General features: G+C 59.6%; 14 protein-coding genes and 3 pseudogenes. 13 read left to right on the plus strand and 4 right to left on the minus strand.

Annotated features, from left to right (window positions below; genetic code table 11):
• Positions 1-27: 27 nt before the first annotated feature.
• From DSM107133_RS23460 to DSM107133_RS25025, 10 genes and pseudogenes are all read left to right on the plus strand, one after another.
• A complete protein-coding gene (locus tag DSM107133_RS23460) occupies positions 28-1,587 on the plus strand; it encodes an IS66 family transposase (RefSeq protein WP_114294069.1) in 1,560 nt (519 codons plus the stop codon).
• Positions 1,588-1,682: 95 nt separating this feature from the next.
• A pseudogene (gene istA, locus DSM107133_RS23465) lies at positions 1,683-3,221 on the plus strand (IS21 family transposase).
• A gap of 14 nt (positions 3,222-3,235) precedes the next feature.
• Positions 3,236-4,000: an IS21-like element helper ATPase IstB gene (istB, locus tag DSM107133_RS23470; protein ID WP_114293590.1), complete on the plus strand. Its 765-nt coding sequence runs from the start codon at positions 3,236-3,238 to the stop codon at positions 3,998-4,000.
• Between the two features lie 291 nt (positions 4,001-4,291).
• On the plus strand, positions 4,292-6,544 hold the full coding sequence (locus DSM107133_RS23475) for an ATP-binding protein (protein WP_114293589.1): 2,253 nt from the start codon (positions 4,292-4,294) through the stop codon (positions 6,542-6,544).
• Positions 6,545-6,574: 30 nt separating this feature from the next.
• A protein-coding gene (locus DSM107133_RS23480) for an IS3 family transposase (protein WP_114293116.1) occupies positions 6,575-7,704 on the plus strand; the annotation gives its coding sequence in 2 pieces (ribosomal slippage) (positions 6,575-6,818 and positions 6,818-7,704; 1,131 coding nt in all).
• 148 nt (positions 7,705-7,852) lie between these two features.
• Positions 7,853-9,526 (plus strand): DEAD/DEAH box helicase family protein, encoded by a 1,674-nt coding sequence (locus DSM107133_RS23485; protein ID WP_114293594.1) that lies wholly within the window; start codon positions 7,853-7,855, stop codon positions 9,524-9,526.
• Positions 9,523-10,050 (plus strand): hypothetical protein, encoded by a 528-nt coding sequence (locus DSM107133_RS23490; protein ID WP_114293595.1) that lies wholly within the window; start codon positions 9,523-9,525, stop codon positions 10,048-10,050. The genes DSM107133_RS23485 and DSM107133_RS23490 overlap by 4 nt, the downstream gene beginning before the upstream one ends.
• A gap of 3 nt (positions 10,051-10,053) precedes the next feature.
• On the plus strand, positions 10,054-11,133 hold the full coding sequence (locus tag DSM107133_RS23495) for a PIN-like domain-containing protein (RefSeq protein ID WP_114293596.1): 1,080 nt from the start codon (positions 10,054-10,056) through the stop codon (positions 11,131-11,133).
• Positions 11,134-11,185: 52 nt separating this feature from the next.
• Positions 11,186-11,830 carry a hypothetical protein gene (locus tag DSM107133_RS23500; protein WP_162792034.1) on the plus strand — a complete coding sequence of 215 codons (645 nt, stop codon included), beginning with the start codon at positions 11,186-11,188 and terminating at the stop codon, positions 11,828-11,830.
• A 126-nt stretch (positions 11,831-11,956) separates the two neighbouring features.
• Positions 11,957-12,085, plus strand: a pseudogene (locus DSM107133_RS25025) (helix-turn-helix domain-containing protein); the annotation flags it as partial.
• A 23-nt stretch (positions 12,086-12,108) separates the two neighbouring features.
• Here DSM107133_RS25025 and DSM107133_RS23510 read toward each other — a convergent pair.
• The 4 genes and pseudogenes from DSM107133_RS23510 to DSM107133_RS23525 form a co-directional block, all read right to left on the minus strand.
• Positions 12,109-12,349 (minus strand): annotated as a pseudogene (locus tag DSM107133_RS23510) (DUF4172 domain-containing protein); the annotation flags it as partial.
• 148 nt (positions 12,350-12,497) lie between these two features.
• A complete protein-coding gene (locus DSM107133_RS23515) occupies positions 12,498-12,668 on the minus strand; it encodes a hypothetical protein (protein WP_156178428.1) in 171 nt (56 codons plus the stop codon).
• 148 nt (positions 12,669-12,816) lie between these two features.
• Positions 12,817-13,473: a hypothetical protein gene (locus tag DSM107133_RS23520; protein ID WP_114293598.1), complete on the minus strand. Its 657-nt coding sequence runs from the start codon at positions 13,471-13,473 to the stop codon at positions 12,817-12,819.
• A gap of 10 nt (positions 13,474-13,483) precedes the next feature.
• On the minus strand, positions 13,484-14,203 hold the full coding sequence (locus tag DSM107133_RS23525) for a ParA family protein (protein ID WP_114293599.1): 720 nt from the start codon (positions 14,201-14,203) through the stop codon (positions 13,484-13,486).
• 563 nt (positions 14,204-14,766) lie between these two features.
• On the opposite strand from DSM107133_RS23525, the gene mobC reads away from it, so the two are divergent.
• From mobC to DSM107133_RS23540, 3 genes are read left to right on the plus strand one after another with little or no spacing between them, the layout of a single operon-like run.
• Positions 14,767-15,351, plus strand: a complete 585-nt coding sequence (gene mobC, locus DSM107133_RS23530; protein WP_114293601.1) for a plasmid mobilization relaxosome protein MobC — start codon at positions 14,767-14,769, stop codon at positions 15,349-15,351.
• Positions 15,344-17,695 (plus strand): relaxase/mobilization nuclease domain-containing protein, encoded by a 2,352-nt coding sequence (locus DSM107133_RS23535; RefSeq protein ID WP_114293602.1) that lies wholly within the window; start codon positions 15,344-15,346, stop codon positions 17,693-17,695. Before mobC ends, DSM107133_RS23535 begins: the two co-directional genes overlap by 8 nt.
• Complete coding sequence (locus tag DSM107133_RS23540; protein WP_114293603.1) at positions 17,688-19,670, plus strand: type IV secretory system conjugative DNA transfer family protein; 1,983 nt, start codon at positions 17,688-17,690, stop codon at positions 19,668-19,670. Before DSM107133_RS23535 ends, DSM107133_RS23540 begins: the two co-directional genes overlap by 8 nt.
• The last annotated feature ends 185 nt before the right edge of the window (positions 19,671-19,855 follow it).

A 19,855-nucleotide genomic window follows, 5' to 3' on the forward strand; every position in this document is an offset into this window, starting at 1 on the left:
AATGGGGTTTTATCGTATCCTGATGGCATGATCACGACACCCGCCATTGACCTATCCACCATCCCTGCTGCGCAGCGTGCGGCGGTTTTGGCGTTGATGGAAAAGGTAGCGGCGCTTACGGAAATCACCCAACGGCAAGAGCACCTGATTGCGGAGCTGAACCATGCCCTACATGGCAAACGGTCGGAAAAGCTGACCGAGGATGAGCGGCAGCTGGCGTTCGAGGATCTGTCCATCGCCCTGGCTGAGGTCGAGGTGCAGAAGGACCAACTGGCCGCTCAGACAGGTGACAAGACGACAACCAAATCTGCGCCAAAGCGCACCATCGGCAATCTACCGGCCGCACTGCCGCGCATCGAAGAAGTCATCGAACCTGACAGCCTGAGCTGCCCTTGCGGCTGCGGCGTCATGCACAAGATCGGGGAAGACCGCAGTGAGCGGCTGGACATCGTGCCGGCGCAGTTGCGCGTCATTGTCACCGTGCGCCCGAAATACGCCTGCCGGACCTGCACCGACGGCGTGACCCAGGCTCCCGCACCATCGCATCTGATCATGGGTGCCCTGCCGACCGAGGCCACCATCGCCAATGTGCTGGTCAGCAAGTATGCGGATCATCTGCCATTATACCGCCAAAGCCAGATCCTGGCGCGTGCGGGTCTTGATCTGCACCGCGCTGTGCTGGCGGACTGGGTCGGCAAGGCGGCCTTCCACCTCAAGCCCGTCGTCGACCGGCTGGCCGAACACCTGAAACGATCCAACAAACTGTTCATGGACGAAACCACGGCCCCGGTGCTGGATCCGGGGCGCGGTAAAACCAAAACTGGCTATCTCTGGGCACTGGCCCGCGATGACCGACCATGGGGCGGTGAAGATCCGCCCGGTGTGGTTTACTTCTATGCCCCCGGTCGGGCGGGCGCGAATGCCGAAACCTTCCTGACAGGCTTCGACGGCATCCTGCAGATCGACGGCTATCAGGGCTATAACCGGCTGACCAAACCCACGCGCAAGGGCGGTGCCCCCATTCGGGTGGCCCATTGCTGGGCGCATGCGCGCCGCAAGCTGAAGGAAGTCTTTGACCGCGATGGCTCAGAGATCGCCGCCGAAGGCCTGCGCCGCATCGCTGAAATCTATATCGTCGAAGCTGACATTCGTGGCATCTCCCCCGGCCAGCGATTGTCTGCCCGTCAGGCCCGCAGTGCCCCGCTGGTCGCAGCATTCGGTGAATGGCTGGAGGCTGAGCGCCGCAAGATCTCCGCCAAATCCCGGCTGGGTGAAAAGCTGACTTACATCCACAATCACTGGGACGGACTGCAGACCTTCTTGGCCGATGGGCGCGTCGAGATCGACAACAACCGCGTCGAAAACCTGATCCGCCCCATCACCCTCAATCGGAAAAACGCCCTCTTCGCTGGGCATGACGAGGGTGGTATCGCCTGGGGCCGCATCGCCTCACTGATCGAAACCTGCAAGATCAACGGCGTCGAGCCCTTCGCCTATCTCAAGGCAACCCTCACAGCGATCGCCAATGGTCACCCACAGAGCGCCATCGACGATCTGCTCCCGTGGAACTCCAAGACGTCAAGCTGAACCGACAGTGCCCTCCTGGGAACGCTTACCGATCATGGGCAGAACTGGCCAACGAACTGCAGTTACTCCGCCTCCTGAAGAACAGGAGGATTGGGATGCCGACAGGACGTTTGACCATGCGCCGTATTCGGGACGTATTGAGATTGAGATTTGCCCAAGGGCTGAGCGAGCGTGCGATTGCTGCGTCGCTGGGGCTTGGGAAAGGAAGTGTTGGGACCTATCTGCGCCGCGCGCGTGATGCGGGTTTGACGTGGCCACTGCCGGAAGGTCTGAATGACGACAGCCTCGAGCTGTTGCTGTTTCCAAACGCGTCAGATGTATCTGACCCAGACCGCCCGGTGCCGGATTGGGCGGTGATTGATAAAGAGCTGCGCCGGCGCAGCGTGACCCGCATGTTGCTCTGGCAAGAATATCGTGCGCAGCATCCCAACGGGTTTGGCTACACTTGGTTTTGCACCCATTTTGAGGCGTGGAAGGGGCGTGTCCGGCCTAGCATGCGGCAAACACATGTCGGCGGTGAGAAGGTATTTGTCGATTTTGCGGGTGATACGATCGACGTTGTTGATCCGGCCACGGGTGAGGTCAGCGAGACCAAGCTGTTTGTCGCGACGATGGGTGCCTAGAGCTATACTTATGTTGTGGCTGTCGCCAGCGAAGGCCTTGAGGACTGGATTGCAGCCCATGTCGGAATGTTCGCTTATCTGGGCGGCGTGCCGCAGGTCGTCGTGCCCGACAATCTCAAGTCGGCCGTGATCAAGGCAGACCGGTATGATCCCGGCTTGAACCGGACCTATGCTGAAATGGCGGAACATTACGGCACGGCCATCCTGCCTGCGCGCGTGCGCAAACCCAAAGATAAAGCCAAGGTCGAGGTGGCCGTTCAGGTTGCCCAACGCTGGATCCTCGCACGGCTGCGCAATCACAGGTTCTTCTCGCTGGCAGAGCTGAATGCCGCCATCCGGCCGTTGCTGGACGCATTGAACATGCGTGTCATGCGCGATTATGGGGCAAGCCGGGCGGATCTGTTTGCGACGCTCGATCGGCCGAACTTGCAGCCATTGCCCGCTGAACCTTATGTCTTTGCGCGTTGGAAACGCGCCCGTGTTGCGCCGGATTACCATATCGAGGTGGATCGCTGCTGGTATTCCGTACCGTTCAGCCTGATCCGGCAGGTGGTTGACGCGCGCATCACCCACAGGACCGTGGAGGTCTTCCATCGTGGCACGCGCGTCGCCAGTCACATGCGCGACCCTGGACGCCGCAGCCATATCACGGCGCCAGAGCATATGCCTTCGGCCCACCGCCGCTATGCGGAATGGACGCCTGCGCGGATCCTGAGCAGTGCTGCAAAGCTGGGACCATCGGTAGCTGCGTTTTGCGACATCGTGATGCAGGACAGGCCGCATCCCGAGCAGGGCTTTCGGACCTGTCTTGGCATACTGTCGCTGGCCAGAAGCTTTGAGCCGCAACGGCTTGATGCTGCGTGTCGTCGCGGGATCAGTATCAAGGCCCGGTCGGTCTCATCCATCCGTTCCATCCTGAAGACCGGGCTTGATCAGGCCTTCATGGAGCCCGAACCCGATGAACTGCCGCTGCAACACCCCAACATACGCGGCCAGAAATATTACCACTGAAAAGGAGACTACCCTTGCTGACACATCCCACTTGCGACCGCCTGGAGGCGATCGGACTGACCGGTATGGCACAGGCCCTGCACGAGCAGCGCCGCGCTGGCGCCATGTTCGAAAGCCTCAGCTTCGAAGAAAGGCTGGGCCTGCTTGTTGATCGCGAAACAGCAGAGCGTGACGCCAAGAGACTGGCAACCCGGTTGCGCTTTGCCGCCCTGCGTCACGCAGCCTGCGTTGAAGATATTGATATGCGCAGCCCGCGCGGCATCGATGCAGGTGTCATGGCGCATCTGATCGATGGTGGCTGGATCAACCGCCATGAAAATCTGCTGATCACTGGCCCAACAGGCTTAGGAAAAAGCTGGATTGCCTGCGCCCTCGGAAACAAGGCCTGCCGCGATGATCGGCGCGTCGTTTATCACCGCGTGCCCCGCCTGTTCCAGATGCTGGCCATTGCCAGAGGCGATGGGCGGCATGCCCGTGTCCTCAAGGCGATCGAACGCACTGAATTGTTGATCCTCGATGATTGGGGGCTGTCAGTTCTGTCACCGATCGAGCGTCGCGACCTGCTTGAAATCCTCGATGATCGCCAAGGTCGTGGCTCGACTATTGTGACCAGCCAGCTGCCTGTCGATCAATGGTTCGAGGTGATCGGAGATCCTACCCTCGCAGATGCCATCCTTGACCGCCTTGTCCATAATGCACACCGCCTGACGCTCACCGGCGACAGCATGCGCAGAAAAATGAGCACGATGAAAACGCTTGACCAGGGCGTCGCGCCCTGACTCTATATCACCTGTTGGCCAGCCTGCCCGAGGGCATGAAATGGCTGCCCGCGATGCCGTGAAATGCGTGCCCGAGATCACGCGAAATCACTGCCCAACTTCCGCGAAATGCGCAGGGCATCCCGCTCATGAAAATTGAGAACGAGGAATAAGTCCCGTCCAAGCGAAGGCACCCACGTTTGCCCGTCGTGCTCAAAAATCATCGCTAAACTCCAGATTCCTCGGGCAAAGCTTTCTTAACACACGAAACTCCAGTAGTTCGTAGTGAGTGGAGCCTGATCGGTGGAAAACATGACTCAAGAATTTGACCTTACTCCCGATGCCCGCGTCTTGCAGATGCTCGGCGAGATCAATCTTCACCAGTGGCGTTGCATCGCCGAACTGATTGACAACAGCATTGATGGTTTCGTAGGGGCGGCTCGATCTGGCGCGGTGATAGAACATCCTGAAATCACGATCACGATCCCCACCTCGAACAAGAGCGACGCACGTCTCTCCATCCGAGACAACGGCCCCGGGATGGCGATCGATGTATTGGAACGCGCGGTTCGAGCTGGGTGGTCGGGCAACAATCCTCTGACTAACCTCGGGCTGTTCGGCATGGGTTTCAACATTGCCACCGCTCGGCTCGGCACGGTAACAGAAGTCTGGACCACCCGCGCTGGCGAGCCAGAATGGGTCGGTGTGCGTATCGACCTCGAGGGCCTGAGGGCGAGTCAGAGCTACAAGACACCGCGGCAAACACGGGTGAAGCCGGACCACATGCAACATGGGACCGAAATCATCATTACGAAGCTGAAGCCCGACCAGCGCGCCTATCTCGCGCGATCGGCCAATCTTGGTACAATCCGCAAGCACCTTGCTCGCGCCTACTCCGCGATCTTGCGCGAGTCCGAGGCGGGTCGGATCAGACTCAAGGTGAACGGTACGAAGCTGGAACCCAGGCGCCATTGTCATTGGGATCCCGATCGTTCGGTGGAGCTGAGCGACGGGACGGTTGTCCATGCGGTTGAGCGTTTCGACGTCGCGCTCGCGCCTAGGAGATATTGCACGCATTGCATGCGGGCGTTGAACGGCGATGAGGAGCAATGCCCGAACGACGGCCCGAATTGCGAGATCGTGACGACGGAACGCCGGGTGAGGGGATGGGTTGGACTCCAGCGCTATTTGCATAAATCTGACTTCGGTATCGATTTCGTCCGCAACGGCCGCAAGATCGAGATTGGCTCGAAAGACCTTTTCGCTTGGAACAACGGGGACAATGCGGAGATAGAGTATCCGATTGACGATCCGCGAAGCCGCGGCCGCTTTGTGGGGGAGGTTCATCTCGACCACTGCCGCGTTAGCTACACCAAAGATCGTTTCGAGCGGGACGACCCGTCTTGGGAGGAGATGGTCCGTGTCGTCCGGGGTGAAGGCCCATTGCGGCCGCAAGCGGCGAAGCAAAGTGGCTTCGACGGGAACACGAGCCCACTCTACAAATTGTTCCAAGCGTTCCGGCGCTCCAGCCCGCAAGGAAAGAACGGTCTTTGGTCACGGGTGCTCGTGGTCAAGGACAACGACCGGTCCGAGCAGATGGCCCAGTCGTTTTATGAGAACGACGCCGACTATCTTGACGACGAGCGATGGTGGAAACTGGTAGAGGAGCAAGACAATGGAATTCTGGACGAAGGTGGCGACACCGACTTTCCTGATGGCTTCCTGGACGATGAGGAGGGCGGGTCGACCGGCGGCGGCTCGCAAAAAGATACCGATGGCGCGGGTGTCGCTCCAGAGCCGGAACCCGCCGAGAAGCTGGCAGAGCGCAATCAGATTCATGAGCTATCGCGCAAATACGTGCACCCCACTTATCGCGTGGAGTTCCAAGTGGAAGCCTTCGCCTCGGATTCAACAGACAAGGCGCTCACGGGCAGTCTTCCCTGGTCTTTTGAACTCGATGACGTGGCGACCCGAACCTACGCATTCGTGATCGACCCGGCCCATGACGTGTTTCGGTCGATGACGATGACCGCCATGGACGCGCTGCTGACCGAGCTCTCGGTACAGACCCTGGATTTCCTGAAAGGTCAGGTGCATGACGTGACGCTGGCGAATATTCTCGCCGACTACCGCTCGAGTTATGCCAGCGCGACACGGCTGGAGCCATCTGAAGTCATATCGATGGCGAACACGGGACTCGAGGAGTTCGCGAAGGCGGTGGCGAACTTGGTCCCGGAGGGTCAGGGCCAAGCGCTCTACACCGAACTCTCAAAACCCGACCGGGAACATGTGGCGAAAAGAATGGCCGCGCGCGGGGTCGTGGATGTGCCCAAGGTGATCTCTGAAGGCCGTTTCTGGGAATATATGGATCCTCAAGCGGTCGCCGCGACCTTCAGTCAGCATCCGGAGCTGTTCTTCGATGGAAAGTATTGGTTGGATCCCTTTGAGACGCTGAGTTTTGGCGCCGATCACATCGATGAGGAGGCGCGGCGGCGTCTCGTCACTCGCTATGAGGCTTATCTTGGCGATACGTGGACCTGTCGCGGTTTGATGCCGCTCCTTTGATAGCATTTACTGCAACAAAGGAGATTGACGATGGGACTGAAACGGACGGACGAATTCCGCCAGGATGCGGTGCGGATCGCACTGACCAGCGGGCTTACGCGTAAGCAGGTGGCAGATGATTTGGGCGTTGGCATGTCGACGCTGAACAAATGGATCACGGCGCATCGAGGCATAGATGTGCTGTCGAAAGAGGATTTAGAACTCGCGAAAGAGAATGACCGGCTTCGGCGCGAGAACCGTATCCTCAAGGAGGAGCGGGAGATTTTAAAAAAGGCCACGGTGTTCTTCGCGAGCCAAAAGCCGTGAGGTTCAAGTTCATCGAAGAGCACCAATCTACGTTTTCCATCCAGCGTATGTGCCAAGTGATGCAGGTCAGCTCGCGTGGATTGAGGGCCTTTCGCGGCCGTCCCGCCAGTCGCAGGCAACGGACTGACTTGGTCACACTTGCACATATCAAGGAACAGTCCCGCCTTAGCCTTGGTAGCTACGGCAGGCCACGGATGACCGAAGAGCTGAAAGAGATTGGTCTGAATGTCGGTCATCGCTGCGTTGGCCGCTTGATGCGTCAGAACGGCATATCTGTTATTCGGACACGTAAACACAAGGTCACGACAGATAGCGATCATAAGTTCAACATTGCACCCAATCTGCTGGATAGGGACTTCACCGCTGATCAGCCAAACCAAAAATGGGCTGGCGATATCAGCTATGTGTGGACCCGGGAGGGCTGGCTGTATCTGGCTGTCATTCTTGATCTGCATTCGCGCCGTGTGATCGGCTGGGCGGTGAGCAATCGCATGAAACGCGACCTTGCTATCAGGGCTTTGAAGATGGCCATCGCGTTCCGCCAGCCGCCCAAAGGCTGCATTCATCACACGGATCGCGGGTCGCAATATTGTTCACACGACTACCAGAAGATCCTGCGTCAACACGGGTTCAAGGTATCGATGAGCGGCAAGGGCAATTGCTACGACAACGCCGCCGTTGAGACGTTCTTCAAAACCATCAAAGCTGAACTGATCTGGCGGCATCCTTGGGAGACGCGGCGGAAAGCAAAGATGGCGATCTTCGAATACATAAACGGGTTCTACAATCCGCGACGACGTCACTCAGCACTTGGCTGGAAAAGCCCTGTCGCATTCGAGAAGAAAGTGGCCTAAACGAGCACTTGGGGCGGCACAAAAGCGCGACAGGTCCAACGCTCTGGTTGGCGAACCAGTCGTCTCGTGATCTCGAAACGGCGAACCGCGACGAGGTCATTCGAGCGACGTGTTCACTTCGCCTTTTGAAGCCCGACGTGGACTTCGAATGACGGACGCCTTTTTGGATTCCAGGCGATTACTGAAAGGGCCCTGGCAGGCCTTCGAGCGAGACGTGGCTCGGTTGTTGATCTGCAATGGTTTTCAGGATGTGCGGGTCGTAGGCGGATCAGGAGATCGCGGTGCGGATGTCTTAGGCCGGAAGAATGACGAACTTTGGGTCATTCAATGCAAGTTCACCACCAATGGCTACGCGACGGCGGCGGCGGTAGACGAAGTCGCCGAGGCCGGCCGCTTCTACCGCGCCTCACGGATGTACGTTGCGACTTCTCGACCGGCGGGCCCTGCGACACGCGCGGCCATTGAACGATGGGGCAAGCTTGGTCTGAAGATTGGGATTCTTGAGCCCGCCACGCTCCTCGCCATGGCCCAAAAGAGCCCGGAGTTCCCGCCGGCGCGCAGAGATCTGAGAGATTACCAAGAAAGCGCTGTAGAACTTTTCGTGGGCGCGCTTCGGGAGACGGGTAGGGGGCAGGTCGTGCTCGCCACCGGTCTTGGCAAGACCGTGGTGATGTCGGAGGCGACCGCGCGTCTCTTCGCGGACGCGCGTGTCCCAGATAGCAGGGCCCTTGTGTTGGCGGGGACACGCGAGCTCGTGGACCAGCTGCAGCGTGCGTTCTGGGATCAACTACCAAAAACAATTCCAACCCATCGCCTGATCGGAGGCGAGGCGCCGGCATTCTGGGAGGGGATAACATTCGCGACCGTTCAAAGTGCCGTCACGCGGCTCGACGAGCTTCCGGACTTCGGGCTTGTCTTGATTGACGAGGCGCATCATGTCGGCTCCGACACCTTCCGCCACGTGACTGATCGAATGGTGGATTCAATGATTGGCGGTGTCACCGCGACCCCTTGGCGGGGGGATGGCTATGACATCGACACACTTCTGGGCCCACCCGTAATTCGTGTCGGAATCGCGGAAGGGCTGAGGCGTGGCTTTCTGTGCGACGCCGACTACCGCATGTTCGCGGACGACATCGATTGGCAATTCGTGCGTGATCAATCCCGCAACGCATACTCGATTACACAGTTGAACAAACGTTTGCTGCTGCCGACACGCGACGAGGAGGCGGCCCGCAGGATAAGAGAGGTCTTCGACGCCGAAAGTCGCCGGTCTGGTATCGTGTTTTGCTCCACCGTTTTGCACGCGAAAAGCTTTGCGGCGATGCTCGGGCTCTTCGGTTTACGTTGCGAGGCGATCACCGGAGAGATGTCGGCCCGTGAGCGCGACGAGGTGATGGCCCGTTTCAGGAGCGGCGTCCTTGACCTCGTCACAACTCGAGATCTCTTCAATGAGGGAGTAGATGTGCCGGACGTGGATCTTATCGCTTTCATGCGGGTGACCCATAGCCGAAGGATCTTCGTGCAACAGTTGGGGCGAGGCCTGCGAACGAGCCCAACCAAAGACAAGGTGGTGGTCCTGGATTTCGTGAGCGACATTCGCAGGATTGCGGAGGTGATCGAGCTGGAGCGAGGCGCAAAGGGCGACATCGAACGGCTTCGATTGCCCGGCGTCGTTGAGTTCCGCGACGCCAGTGCCGGGAGCTTTATGTTGGAATGGATGAAAGATCAGGCCGATCTTTTCTCACGTGAAGGTGACGCGATGCTTGAACTGCCCCGTTTTGACTTCCCAGCACCCCATGGCGGGGGCACCGTGCAATGAACATGCCCGAGGAGATCAGGCGCTCCATCAAGGAGGCGCTATGGGGGAAGCTGGACGATTTGAGCTGGCTCACCATGTCAGACGCGGACCACTCGAACTTTTACGAACAGTGGACACGCGCGCCCGAGATCGGTGACAAGCTCGGGCATTTCATGGACCCGCGTGCGGTGCGGGTCTATATCAAAGATACTCTGGTCAAGGATTATGCGCGCGAACGGCTGCTTGAGAGCGCCGATCAGGTTCTTCGTGCGCTCAACATCTCACCGGAACACACGATCGTCCGGAAATACATCAAACCCCACGGGCTGCTCTTGAGCGACGGAAGGGTGGTCTGCTGGGGGAACAGTCGGGATTGGAAACATCTGCTGATGGCGGCTTTCGAACGGCAACGGGCGTCGTCCCGTGCGAAAGCCTGCTCGGTCGTGGTGATAGAGAATGGCAAAACGTTTGATCTCGATATGCGAGAGCTGGTTCGGGACGCCGCCGCTCGCCTAGGTGTCGACCCGATTGTTTGGTGGGAATGAGGGATGCGAAAAGCGCTTGAGGGATGGTATCCAAAGACGGCCGAGGAACTTGCCGAGATTTGGAAGAACGCGCTCTTCGTCCCGGACGCGAACATCTTACTGCACTGCGTGCGACACCCGAAAGCGGTGCGTGAGGAGCTGCTTCGCCTCTTCGGCGTCTTACGACCGTCCCTCTGGGTGCCTTATCAGGTCGGACTCGAGTTCCATAGAAACCGGCTCGACGTGGAGCGCTCGGGCTTAGACGCATACGATCAGATCTTACGGGATCATGAAAAGACGATCCGACAGGCCCGAGAACAACTGCGACAGTTGAGAGCCCACCCCACGATCGACATCGAACGCGAGGTTTCAGCGCTCGACGTCCATCTGACGGACTTCAAAAATAGGATCGAATCCGCGCGAAACGCACACCCTGACGCGGAGATTGGGACTGTGGTCAATCGCTTGACTGAGCTCTTGGAGGATCGTGTCAGTGAGCGGTGGCCAGAAGCGGAACTTGGGAAGATCAAGAAAGAGGGCGAAACACGATATGCGACCAAGGTGCCGCCCGGTTACCTAGACGCCAAGAAGGATGGCGACGAGTACCGCAAGTACGGCGACCTGATCATCTGGAAGGACATGATCGAGAAGGCGAAAACAGAGAAACGGCCAGTCATTTTCATATCGGATGATGTCAAGGAAGACTGGTGGTGGATCCATAAGGGCAAGAAGCTTGGTCCGCGGCCCGAACTCGTAGAAGAATTTATGCGCGAAAGCGATCAGGACTTTCACATCTACGAGTTTGGTAACTTCATACGGATCGCCGCGGAACATCATCCCGAAATTCAGAAAGATCTGGATGCGGTGGAACAAAGTCTGAGGCAAGATAGTGAAGCCAAGGAGCGTCTGTCGAAGAGCGAATCTGAACGAAATCGCGTGGAGCAGTTGGCCACTTTGGAGGACGAGCGCGACGATCTAATCGCATTGTTATCCGGTGCTCCAGATCACCGCGCATCGCGTGGTCCGATGTCTGACCGCGCGTCAGTTAGACTGCGCCTCAAGGAGATAGACGAGCAAATTGGACAGCTGAATGAGGACGATTAGGGACTTTACGGACGCACGGTACAGAGGATTCTGCTTGCACTGCGGAGCCTCGTTGAGCGAGACGACGAGTACGCGTGATCACGTTCCCTCGAAAGTGCTCTTGGATCGTCCGCTACCGGTCAATGTTCACGTCGTGGAGATTTGCGGGGAATGCAACAATGGATTTTCAACTAACGAGGAATACTTCGCGGCCTTTCTCGGCGCCACCATGTCTGGAAGCGTCGAACCCGTTCCTGAAATGTTTGAGAGCGCTCGCCGCGCACTTTTTGGAAATTCGAAACTGGCGGCCGAGATCAGTCGCTCCGCGGAAGCCTACGTGGATGAAGATGGGGCCCAGCGGCTCATTTGGCGTCCCGAACTTGAACGGATCGAAAAGGTCGTTGTGAAAAACGCTCGCGGTCACGCCCACTACGAACTGGGACAGCCTTGCTTCGGTCAGCCTGAACACGTTCTTCTTCAGCCGCTAATCACGGCACCTGAGGAATGGATCACGGAATTTCTGCTCGTCGATCATGGCAGTGCCTGGCCGGAAGTCGGCAGTCGATTGCTTCAGCGGCTTTACTCCGGAGAAGACATGGCGGCCGGGTGGATCATTGTGCAACCTGGTGTCTATGTTTTTACAGTTTTTGAGAACGATGGCATCGTCGTGCGCAGCATAATTAGGGAGTATCTCTTGACCGAGGTTCGATGGTCGTGACGCTCCGGATGTAACATTAATTTACATAAAAAGAATTATGCGTTTTGTTTGTGGATGCAGGCGCGCGCTATCCTCAACTGCGACTCTTGTTAGAAAACAGTAGTTTATCTAACGAGAGGAAACGGTATGGGAGCCGTTTACAAGCAACTGAGTATCACAGAACGACGCAAGATAGAACGCTGGAGACACGCAAAGGTCCCTGTCGATGAGATGGCGCGCGTTTTGAAGCGCTGCAGATCAACGATATTCCGCGAACTGAAGCGCAATCATTTCGCGGATCCGAACTGCCGCCGCAACGAGGACTGGACGCTGGACCGGTCCAGAACCTCGCCCTCGATGGCGCTTGTCCGCATCACTCAGAAGCTCGATGCGCAGCCGGTCGCGCTCCTCGCCTGTCGCATGGCGGACCGCACCAAGGATTTCGCCTGAGGACAGCAGAAAGCGCCGTTCGAGTGCCTCGATCGCAGCGCGGTCATAGCGGAAGTTCGGCCAGTCGGGTTGTGTCCAGTTCCAGCGCATGAGCTATAGAATCCCTTTCTATAACTCACTATATGGCAAACAGATGATTTATGGAAGCGGGTTCTATGCACCACCAGCGAGTCCAAAGGTTGGATCCATCTCCATGTAACGGCCCGGATTAGCCGTACTGTATCTGATCAGACAGAGGTCAGGCGGCGTCGCTTATTGGTTCGTAGCGAACCTCGGCCAAAGCATCGTCCAGCCACGCGGGCTGCAGATCGCCATTGTTCCATTGGTAGAGGAAACCCACCAGATTGTCGGTCTTCTTGCAGAGGATGCGCATGATCGGTTCGCCGGTGAGGCGGGGTTTTGGGGTCATGATGCGCTCCTTTTCACCAGACCAGTCACTGGAGATGTGAGAGGCTATTTAATCCTTTCGAGCACTGCTAATGCGCAGGAAAAACAACCTCAAGGGGAAATTGATAAAAGCCGACAAAAATAGTCTGAAATGGAAGTTATCTTTATAGTCAAGCTATTGGCTCGTCTGGTGCCTCTTGCGGCTCTGCAATACGTTGGGCGATCTCGTCCAACAGGACATCGATTTCGGCCCAGACAAACGGTTCCAGCTGCCCGCGGATCAAGGCCCACTTGCTGAGCACATCGAGGGGGTCATGCGCGCGCAGGAGGGCTCTCAGCGCATTGGCATCGACAGCCAGGGATGTCCGCGCACGCCATTCGGTGATCCGCGTTCTCTGCTCATCGGATGGTGGGACGAACTCTGGCCCCAGCTGCCAGGTCTTCACGGCACGGCGCAGAGCGGCCCGGATGACATGGGCGGGGTCGACGCCGCAGTCGATGAGGGCTTCTTCCTGCCGTTCTAGCGCGTTCACCCGGATATCGATCTTGCGGGTGGCCGGAATGCGTCGGACCCTGGGCGGCGATGCCGTGGGCGCCGCAACGGCGTCTGCCGCAGCCTCCAGGCCTGATTGCTGCGAAGGCACGGAAAGCCTGCTTGGCACCGGCGCTTGGCCTTCATCCGCCACGTCTGCCGTCATGCTCATCGGCATCAGGACGGTGTCTTCCGGATCCGCCCCTTCCCTTCCCGGGTCTTTCTCCCCCTCCGGCCGAAGGGACGCGGCATAGGCTGGGTCGGGCCGGGTGATGGTTGGAATCTTCTTTCTCAACGCCCTGTCCTCACGCGGCCAGGACGTTGTTGAGGATGTCGGTGGCCTCCTCAAGGGCCTCGACAACATGACGGACATGCGGGCGCATGAGGGGGTTTGGATCGGCCTGCTTCTGCAGCGCGATGGCGTGGAGCAGGCCTTTCTCGTCCATCTCCTTGTAGACGTTCCGGCGCATCATCACCGTCTCAACCACGGGAAACCGAGCGATCGCCACTTCGATCAAGGCGGCATCCGCGCGCGTGGCTTTCGGGTCAACCATGTTCAGAACGACATGGTGGCGCGGCAAGCTCGCCGGGTCATCGACGCGCGCGCGCAACCGTTCGAACCAGTCGGCGGTCTGCGCACCGACATCGAGATCTGAGGTCGAGAGCATGACCGGCGTCACAATGTGATCGGCGAGAACCGCGATCCCGTCCGACCATTCCGCGCCGACGCCTGCCGTGTCGATAAAGACGAAATCCGCCGAGTCCGCATCATAGACCTGCTCGATCTTGCGATCGACGGCCCCCACACTCTCGACCGAGATTGATCGCAGCAGAGGCGATCCCAGACCCGCCGCTTCGGCTCGTTCGTGCCAGGCGCCAAGCACTCCGGTGCTATCAGTGTCGATCAGCAAAACCCGACGCCCGGCAGCCACGGCAGCGCTGATCAGGGCACGCGAGAGCGTGGTTTTGCCGCTCCCCCCTTTCCGGGCCATCGCGGCGATGACCACGAGATTGTCGTTGGGCATGGGGCGCAGACCTCCTGCAAAAATGGTGAAACGCTACAAAGATGTAATAATGTCGCTAACCTCTTGGTGCATCGGCGTCAAGCGGAAGGCGGGATGCACGATGCGGTGGGCAGGATGCATTCGCCGTTACGCGTTTTGCGGCGAGCAGAAAGCGGGGCGCAGGGGACAGACGCCGCGATCCAAGTTGCGCGATGCTTTTGCCAAAAGACGTGCTGCATTCGGCATCCACCAAAGCACGTGAAGCGCGGAACGCGACGCGAGGCGCACGCGACGCCGTGCATTGTGCAGGGTGCGCGATGCGGGCTGCAGTCGACACGGGACACTTGCCCGAAGACGCGCTGCAGAGCGCGAAAGACACCGTGCATTGGACGTGATGCACGGTGCAGGGAACGCGGGACGCGTTACATTGAGCGCCTTGCGCGCTGCATTTGCCAAAGGACGTCAAATCGGCCCTTGGGGCCGATTTTCTACATTGAGTACAAGCCCTTAATGCCTTCTCCGCTTGTGCTGGGAGAAGGCGGGCTTGTACGAAGGTGGCAAGAAATAGGAACGTTAACTTCAAAATGTCACGCGGCCGAAGACTGACCGAAACAGACCGTCTGAGCATCGCCAAAGAGCGTACGCAGGGCGTCGCCGCTGCTGATCTGGCCCAGCGGTATGGGGTCAGCCTGAAGACGATCTACAATGCCGTGAACCACGCTCTGGACCGGCAAAACGCGAATGGCAGCCGGCCGATCGTCATTGGTTTGCGGGTCAGCCGACGCGAGTTGGCCGCGTTTGATGCAGCACTTGCCCGTCATGGCATCACCAATCGCACAGATGCCTTGCGCCATTTGGTGTTGGCTGCTGATGAAATCCTGGAGCCCGATCATGCGTTGACTGAGGCCCTATCTGCTCGTGCGGCCGACATCAGCCGTATCGGCAACAACATCAATCAGGTGGCACGGCGGCTGAACGAAGCCAGGCTAAAGGGCCAGCCTTTGTCCTACACTGCTGAAAGCCACGGGCATATTCGCGAATTCGCAGGGCTGATCCTCGATCTGACTGATCGCTTGCAGGCGCTTCTCTTGAAGCGCCGTGCCGATCTGGCGCTCAAGGTCACAAAGGCATGGGCCCCGCTCGTCCCGGATCGGCTAAAGCGTGGGTAAGCGCCTTGCCCACGGTGTCGGGCCTGCCCTCTTCGATCGCGACTGGAGCCGGGTCTCCGGCAGCTGGCAGGGACTCGCCAGGAACGCGCAGATGGTGCGCGCGGCGCGGGGTTATTCGCCGGCCATCTTCAAGCCGATTTCCAAAGGCGGGTGCCACACCGGGGCACAGTTGAAGGCTCAGCTCACCTACCTCACCACCAAGTCGAGCCACATCCTCGACAGCCGTGGCACACATGATGGCAAGAAGACCCTGTCCGAGGCCGAGATCGACCGGGTCGTGCGCCGATTTGAAAACCAGTGGGGCGAGCGGCACAGCCCGAAGCTCGGCCATACCTCGCATCTGCTGATGGCCTTTCCCGTCGGCACCAGCGGTGAGGAGGTGCGCGCGATCACGGAATCCGTCTGTGAAAAGTTCTTTCAAGGTGAGGGGTCGCAATTCGACTATATTGCTGCAATACACCAAGATCGCGCGCATCCACATGCGCATATCGTTCTGAACCGCCGCAGCAAGGATGGCGAAATGTTCTTTCTCGGGAAGGATCACCACTTCAACTACGACGCCTTCCGGGTGGCGATGGTCGAGGCGGCAGGGGTCTACGGGATCCGGCTCGAGGCGACACGGCGTCTTGACCGGGGGGTCACGACCTACCGCGCCGAGATAGACGAGGTCTACAAGGCCCGTGATGAGGGGCGGCCGCCGGTCGAGCGTCAGCGCACCGGGGCCGACCTGGTCGCCGCCCTGCAGACGGTGGCGCGCAACGCGCTGACCTATCGGGGTCTGGCGGCCGAGGCGTCCCGGTCGAACTTCGATGACGTGGCCGAGGCGCTCGAGCGGGCCAGCACCATCCTTGCCAGTGGCGGTCAGATCCAATCTGACGGAGTCATCTACATGTCCCAAATTGAGCCAGCATTCGACACGCTGATCACCGAGTTTTCTCAAAACATCCGCCAGATCGAGGCTGCGATTGACCGGGCACCCGCAGCCGAGCGGCCGGAAATCGAGCGCAAGCTTACCGATGTCCTGGCCTCGGTCGCGCATCTCAATCCGCTGGGGGACCGCTCGGCCGCGCTGCTTGATGCGCCGTCCCGCGACGGCGTCTACGCGCGGGCGAATATACGCGAGGACCAGATGATGCGTCTCGACGACGGGGATGTGAAGGCACGGCTTACGGAGGCGCTGCAGGGCACGGGCATCGACCCCGAAGCGGTTGCCGCCCGCATGCGCGAGGGTGCAGGCAATGCAGTCCTCGAACGGCAGTGGCTGGCGCAGGATCTGCGCACCATCGCCAAGGCGGGCGACCTCGATCTGGAAAAGGGCGAAGATCGCGAGGAAGCGCTCGACAGGCTGGAAGCCGTTCATGTCCGCCTAGGCGATACCTTGACCGATGCGCGCATCCTGCGGGCGGTGGACGATGTCGATGAGGCAGAGGACGCCGAAGTTTCGCTGGCCGAGCGTCTGACCTTGCCGGAGCGCGATTTGGCTGACGAGCGACCGGACGCCTTCACCCCGTCCGAGCGGCAGGATTTTCAGCAGTTGGTTGCCCAATTCCGACGGACAGATTTCACCTACCCGTTCTCAGACGACCCGTCCGTGCGCAGGGCCGGTGCCGTCGAAGTGGAAGAAGCCCGCGCCGCCTTCAACACCTATGCACAGAGGTCGCCCGATCACGCCGAATTGGCCTCAATGGCCTGGGACAAGATCACCGACAGCCGCAAGCCACAGGAGTTCGCCGTCGAGGAAAAGGATCGCAGGCTCCACGCGGGCGATATGGACCTGGCTTTGCGCGATCCTTCGCAACATCTTGGTCCGATCACCGAAGATGACCGCACCCTCGCGCGCTACCGCGCGGAAATGCCCGATGAAGAATTCGGGACGGCGGTGCAGGAGGAAATCAATCGACTGCGCGCCACGGGCGCCTCGCGCGCCTATATCAGTGAGCGTAGTTTCGACATCGAGGACCAGGCGCGGCAAGACTATGCCGAGCGGCGCTTTATGGTCGAGACCGCCCCTGATGTGATGACGTTCCTCCAGCGGGCCGAGGCCGAGGATGTGAAGCCGCTCACCGAAACGGATGGGCAGCGCCTCGCCGCCCAAATCGACCGCAACCTCACACCGAACGCGGTGACCGCCCTCCGCGCCGGCCATGCAGATGTGCTGGACAAGTTCACCGAACATCCGCTGCGGCAGCTGGAGCTCGCCAAAGCCTATCTGGAAAGTAGTGAGGTGACCGCCCACGGGCCGGCGATGGAGCGGGTGCTGGATGCCTTGGCCGAGGAGCAGATCGAGGCGCAGCGCGCCCGCCATGCCGCGGCCCATGGCGAAAAGGGGATCACCCATGGATAAGGGCAAGATCGCGGGCGGTATCCTCAGCCTGACGCTGGTTGGCCTTGCCATCGGCTATGTCGTGGCCACAGCCTATCTGATCCTGCGTTATGGGCTGTCGACCGAGCGCATCGATTTCACATTGCTCGCGCGAGAATACCGCGCGCTTGGAGCCACCGCCCCGAAGGACTTCCTTTGGGTGAACCTGATCTTGGGCGGCTTTGGCGTCGCAGCACTGCTGCTCAGCGTCACTCTTCTCGGCGAAGCACTGACCCGGTTCGGCACGACACATTGGCAGACCAAGGCCGAGATGAAGCGCAACGGCTTTTTTGCCAAACCGGGCGGTGGGTTCCTGTTGGGCAAGCTTGGCCGCCCAAAATCGAAACGCCCATTTCTTGTGTCGAAGACCTTCCCGCATGCGCTGATCGTGGCACCGACGGGTCGGGGCAAGGGGGTGGGCTTCGTGATCCCGAACCTTCTGACCTATAAAGGCTCGGCCGTGGTGCTCGACGTAAAGGGCGAGAACTTCCGCGAGACCTCGCGCTTCCGCGCCAGCATGGGCGACAAGGTGTTCCGGTTCGCGCCAACAGACTGGGATCGGCCGACCAACCGCTACAATCCGCTGGCGCGTATCGCCGCCATGACCAATCCCGACCGGCAGCAGATGGAGCTAAAGCTCACCGCAAAACTCTTCCTGCAGACCGACAACGAAAAGCTGAGCGGGCTCCTGGCTGGGGGCATCGACCTCTTCGTCGCGGCCGGTCTTCTGGCCTTCGAGCGCGGGGTGCCGACCATCGGCGAAATCTACCGCATCACCGCCTCAGGTGGGGACAAGCAGAAGGAATACCTCAAGCGCGCGCAGGAGGTGAAGAACACCTCGGCCAAGCTGATCTTTGAGCGCATGGCCTCGACCAACAATGACACCCTGACCTCCTACCTGTCGCTCCTGATGACCTCGGGTCTGGACACCTGGGACAACCGTGCGATCGACGCGGCCACCGCGACCTCGGATTTCTCCTTCCGGGATATCCGCCGTCGCCCCCACGCGATCTATCTCGTAGTCGAGTCTGAGATGATCCGCCCCCTCGCCCCGCTGATCCGGCTGTTCTTCTCGGACCTAATCGCCTCGCTGCAGGTCCAAGAACCTGGGGACGACGAGCCCTGGCCCGTGATGATCATGCTCGACGAATTCGATCGGCTCGGGAAGATGCCGATCGTCGCCGAAAGCATCAAGACGCTGCGCTCCTTCGGCGGCAACCTCGCCATCGTCACCCAGACCATCCCGGCGCTGGACGAGATCTATGGGGAGAATACGCGTCGTTCGCTGCAGGGTGGCGCGGGCGTGAAGCTCTACCTTACCCCGTCCGAGCAGAAGACCATCGAGGAGCTGAGCCAGGCTGTTGGCAAGACCACTAAGCGCGTGGTCACCCGGTCGCGAGCGGTCGGGCGAAACCCGTTCGAGGGGCGCAGCGTCTCCGAGCGGACGGAGGACACCCCGCTTCTAACCGAGGACCAGGCACGCCGCATGGACCTGGACGAGGTGATCCTCGTAATCGACGCTCAAATGCCGATCCGGGCAAGGCGCATCAAATACTTTGAGGACCCGACGCTGAAGGTGCTGCATTCCGGTCAGACTGGGAGTTTCCCGTATCCGGATGAGGAAGGGCTGAGGCGGGACCGGCAGATGACCGAGACGCGGGAGACGGTGGAGAAGCTGAAGCAGGAGTTACTGGAGGTGCGACTGGCAGCGGGGGCACAGGGGTCTGAGACTGCCATTCTATCGACAACGGCAGAGGCACCTGAAACGAAACCGCAGGGTCCACCGCTAGCGCCATCAGGTCGGGCGCGCGGCCGAGCAGCACGCGCTGCAGCGGGTGGCGGTGGGTCCGGTCGATTGTCGTTCGATCTGGCTGGACTGGGGCTCAAGGAGGCAGACAGGACCCAACTTGCGGCGGCTGTGCAGACGACGCGGGCGATTATCGCCGAGTATGTATGAGCGGCCCTGAGCCGTCCTGAGTCAGAAGTAATTCGCTGCTCTTTACCTATACTAACATTTCACGCCGACCTTCACGGGACAAGCTGCCTGCAGAAAAATACGTTAATCTTTTCTCAATGGGCTCAACAGCTTCTTATAATCAGCCCTACGTCATGAGATCACAGCACTCAGTGAAGCACTACCGC

It is taken from the genome of Pseudosulfitobacter sp. DSM 107133, from assembly GCF_022788695.1.
In the GTDB taxonomy this organism is placed as follows: domain Bacteria; phylum Pseudomonadota; class Alphaproteobacteria; order Rhodobacterales; family Rhodobacteraceae; genus Pseudosulfitobacter.

Excerpts from the sequence above, each read along its gene's own strand:
- DSM107133_RS23475 (WP_114293589.1), top strand. The coding sequence starts at position 4,292 with ATGACTCAAGAATTTGACCTTACTCCCGATGCCCGCGTCTTGCAGATG.
- mobC (WP_114293601.1), top strand. The coding sequence starts at position 14,767 with ATGTCACGCGGCCGAAGACTGACCGAAACAGACCGTCTGAGCATCGCC.
- DSM107133_RS23460 (WP_114294069.1), top strand. The coding sequence starts at position 28 with ATGATCACGACACCCGCCATTGACCTATCCACCATCCCTGCTGCGCAG.
- DSM107133_RS23490 (WP_114293595.1), top strand. The coding sequence starts at position 9,523 with ATGAACATGCCCGAGGAGATCAGGCGCTCCATCAAGGAGGCGCTATGG.
- DSM107133_RS23540 (WP_114293603.1), top strand. The coding sequence starts at position 17,688 with ATGGATAAGGGCAAGATCGCGGGCGGTATCCTCAGCCTGACGCTGGTT.
- DSM107133_RS23525 (WP_114293599.1), bottom strand. The coding sequence starts at position 14,203 with ATGCCCAACGACAATCTCGTGGTCATCGCCGCGATGGCCCGGAAAGGG.
- DSM107133_RS23485 (WP_114293594.1), top strand. The coding sequence starts at position 7,853 with ATGACGGACGCCTTTTTGGATTCCAGGCGATTACTGAAAGGGCCCTGG.
- DSM107133_RS23495 (WP_114293596.1), top strand. The coding sequence starts at position 10,054 with ATGCGAAAAGCGCTTGAGGGATGGTATCCAAAGACGGCCGAGGAACTT.
- DSM107133_RS23515 (WP_156178428.1), bottom strand. The coding sequence starts at position 12,668 with ATGACCCCAAAACCCCGCCTCACCGGCGAACCGATCATGCGCATCCTC.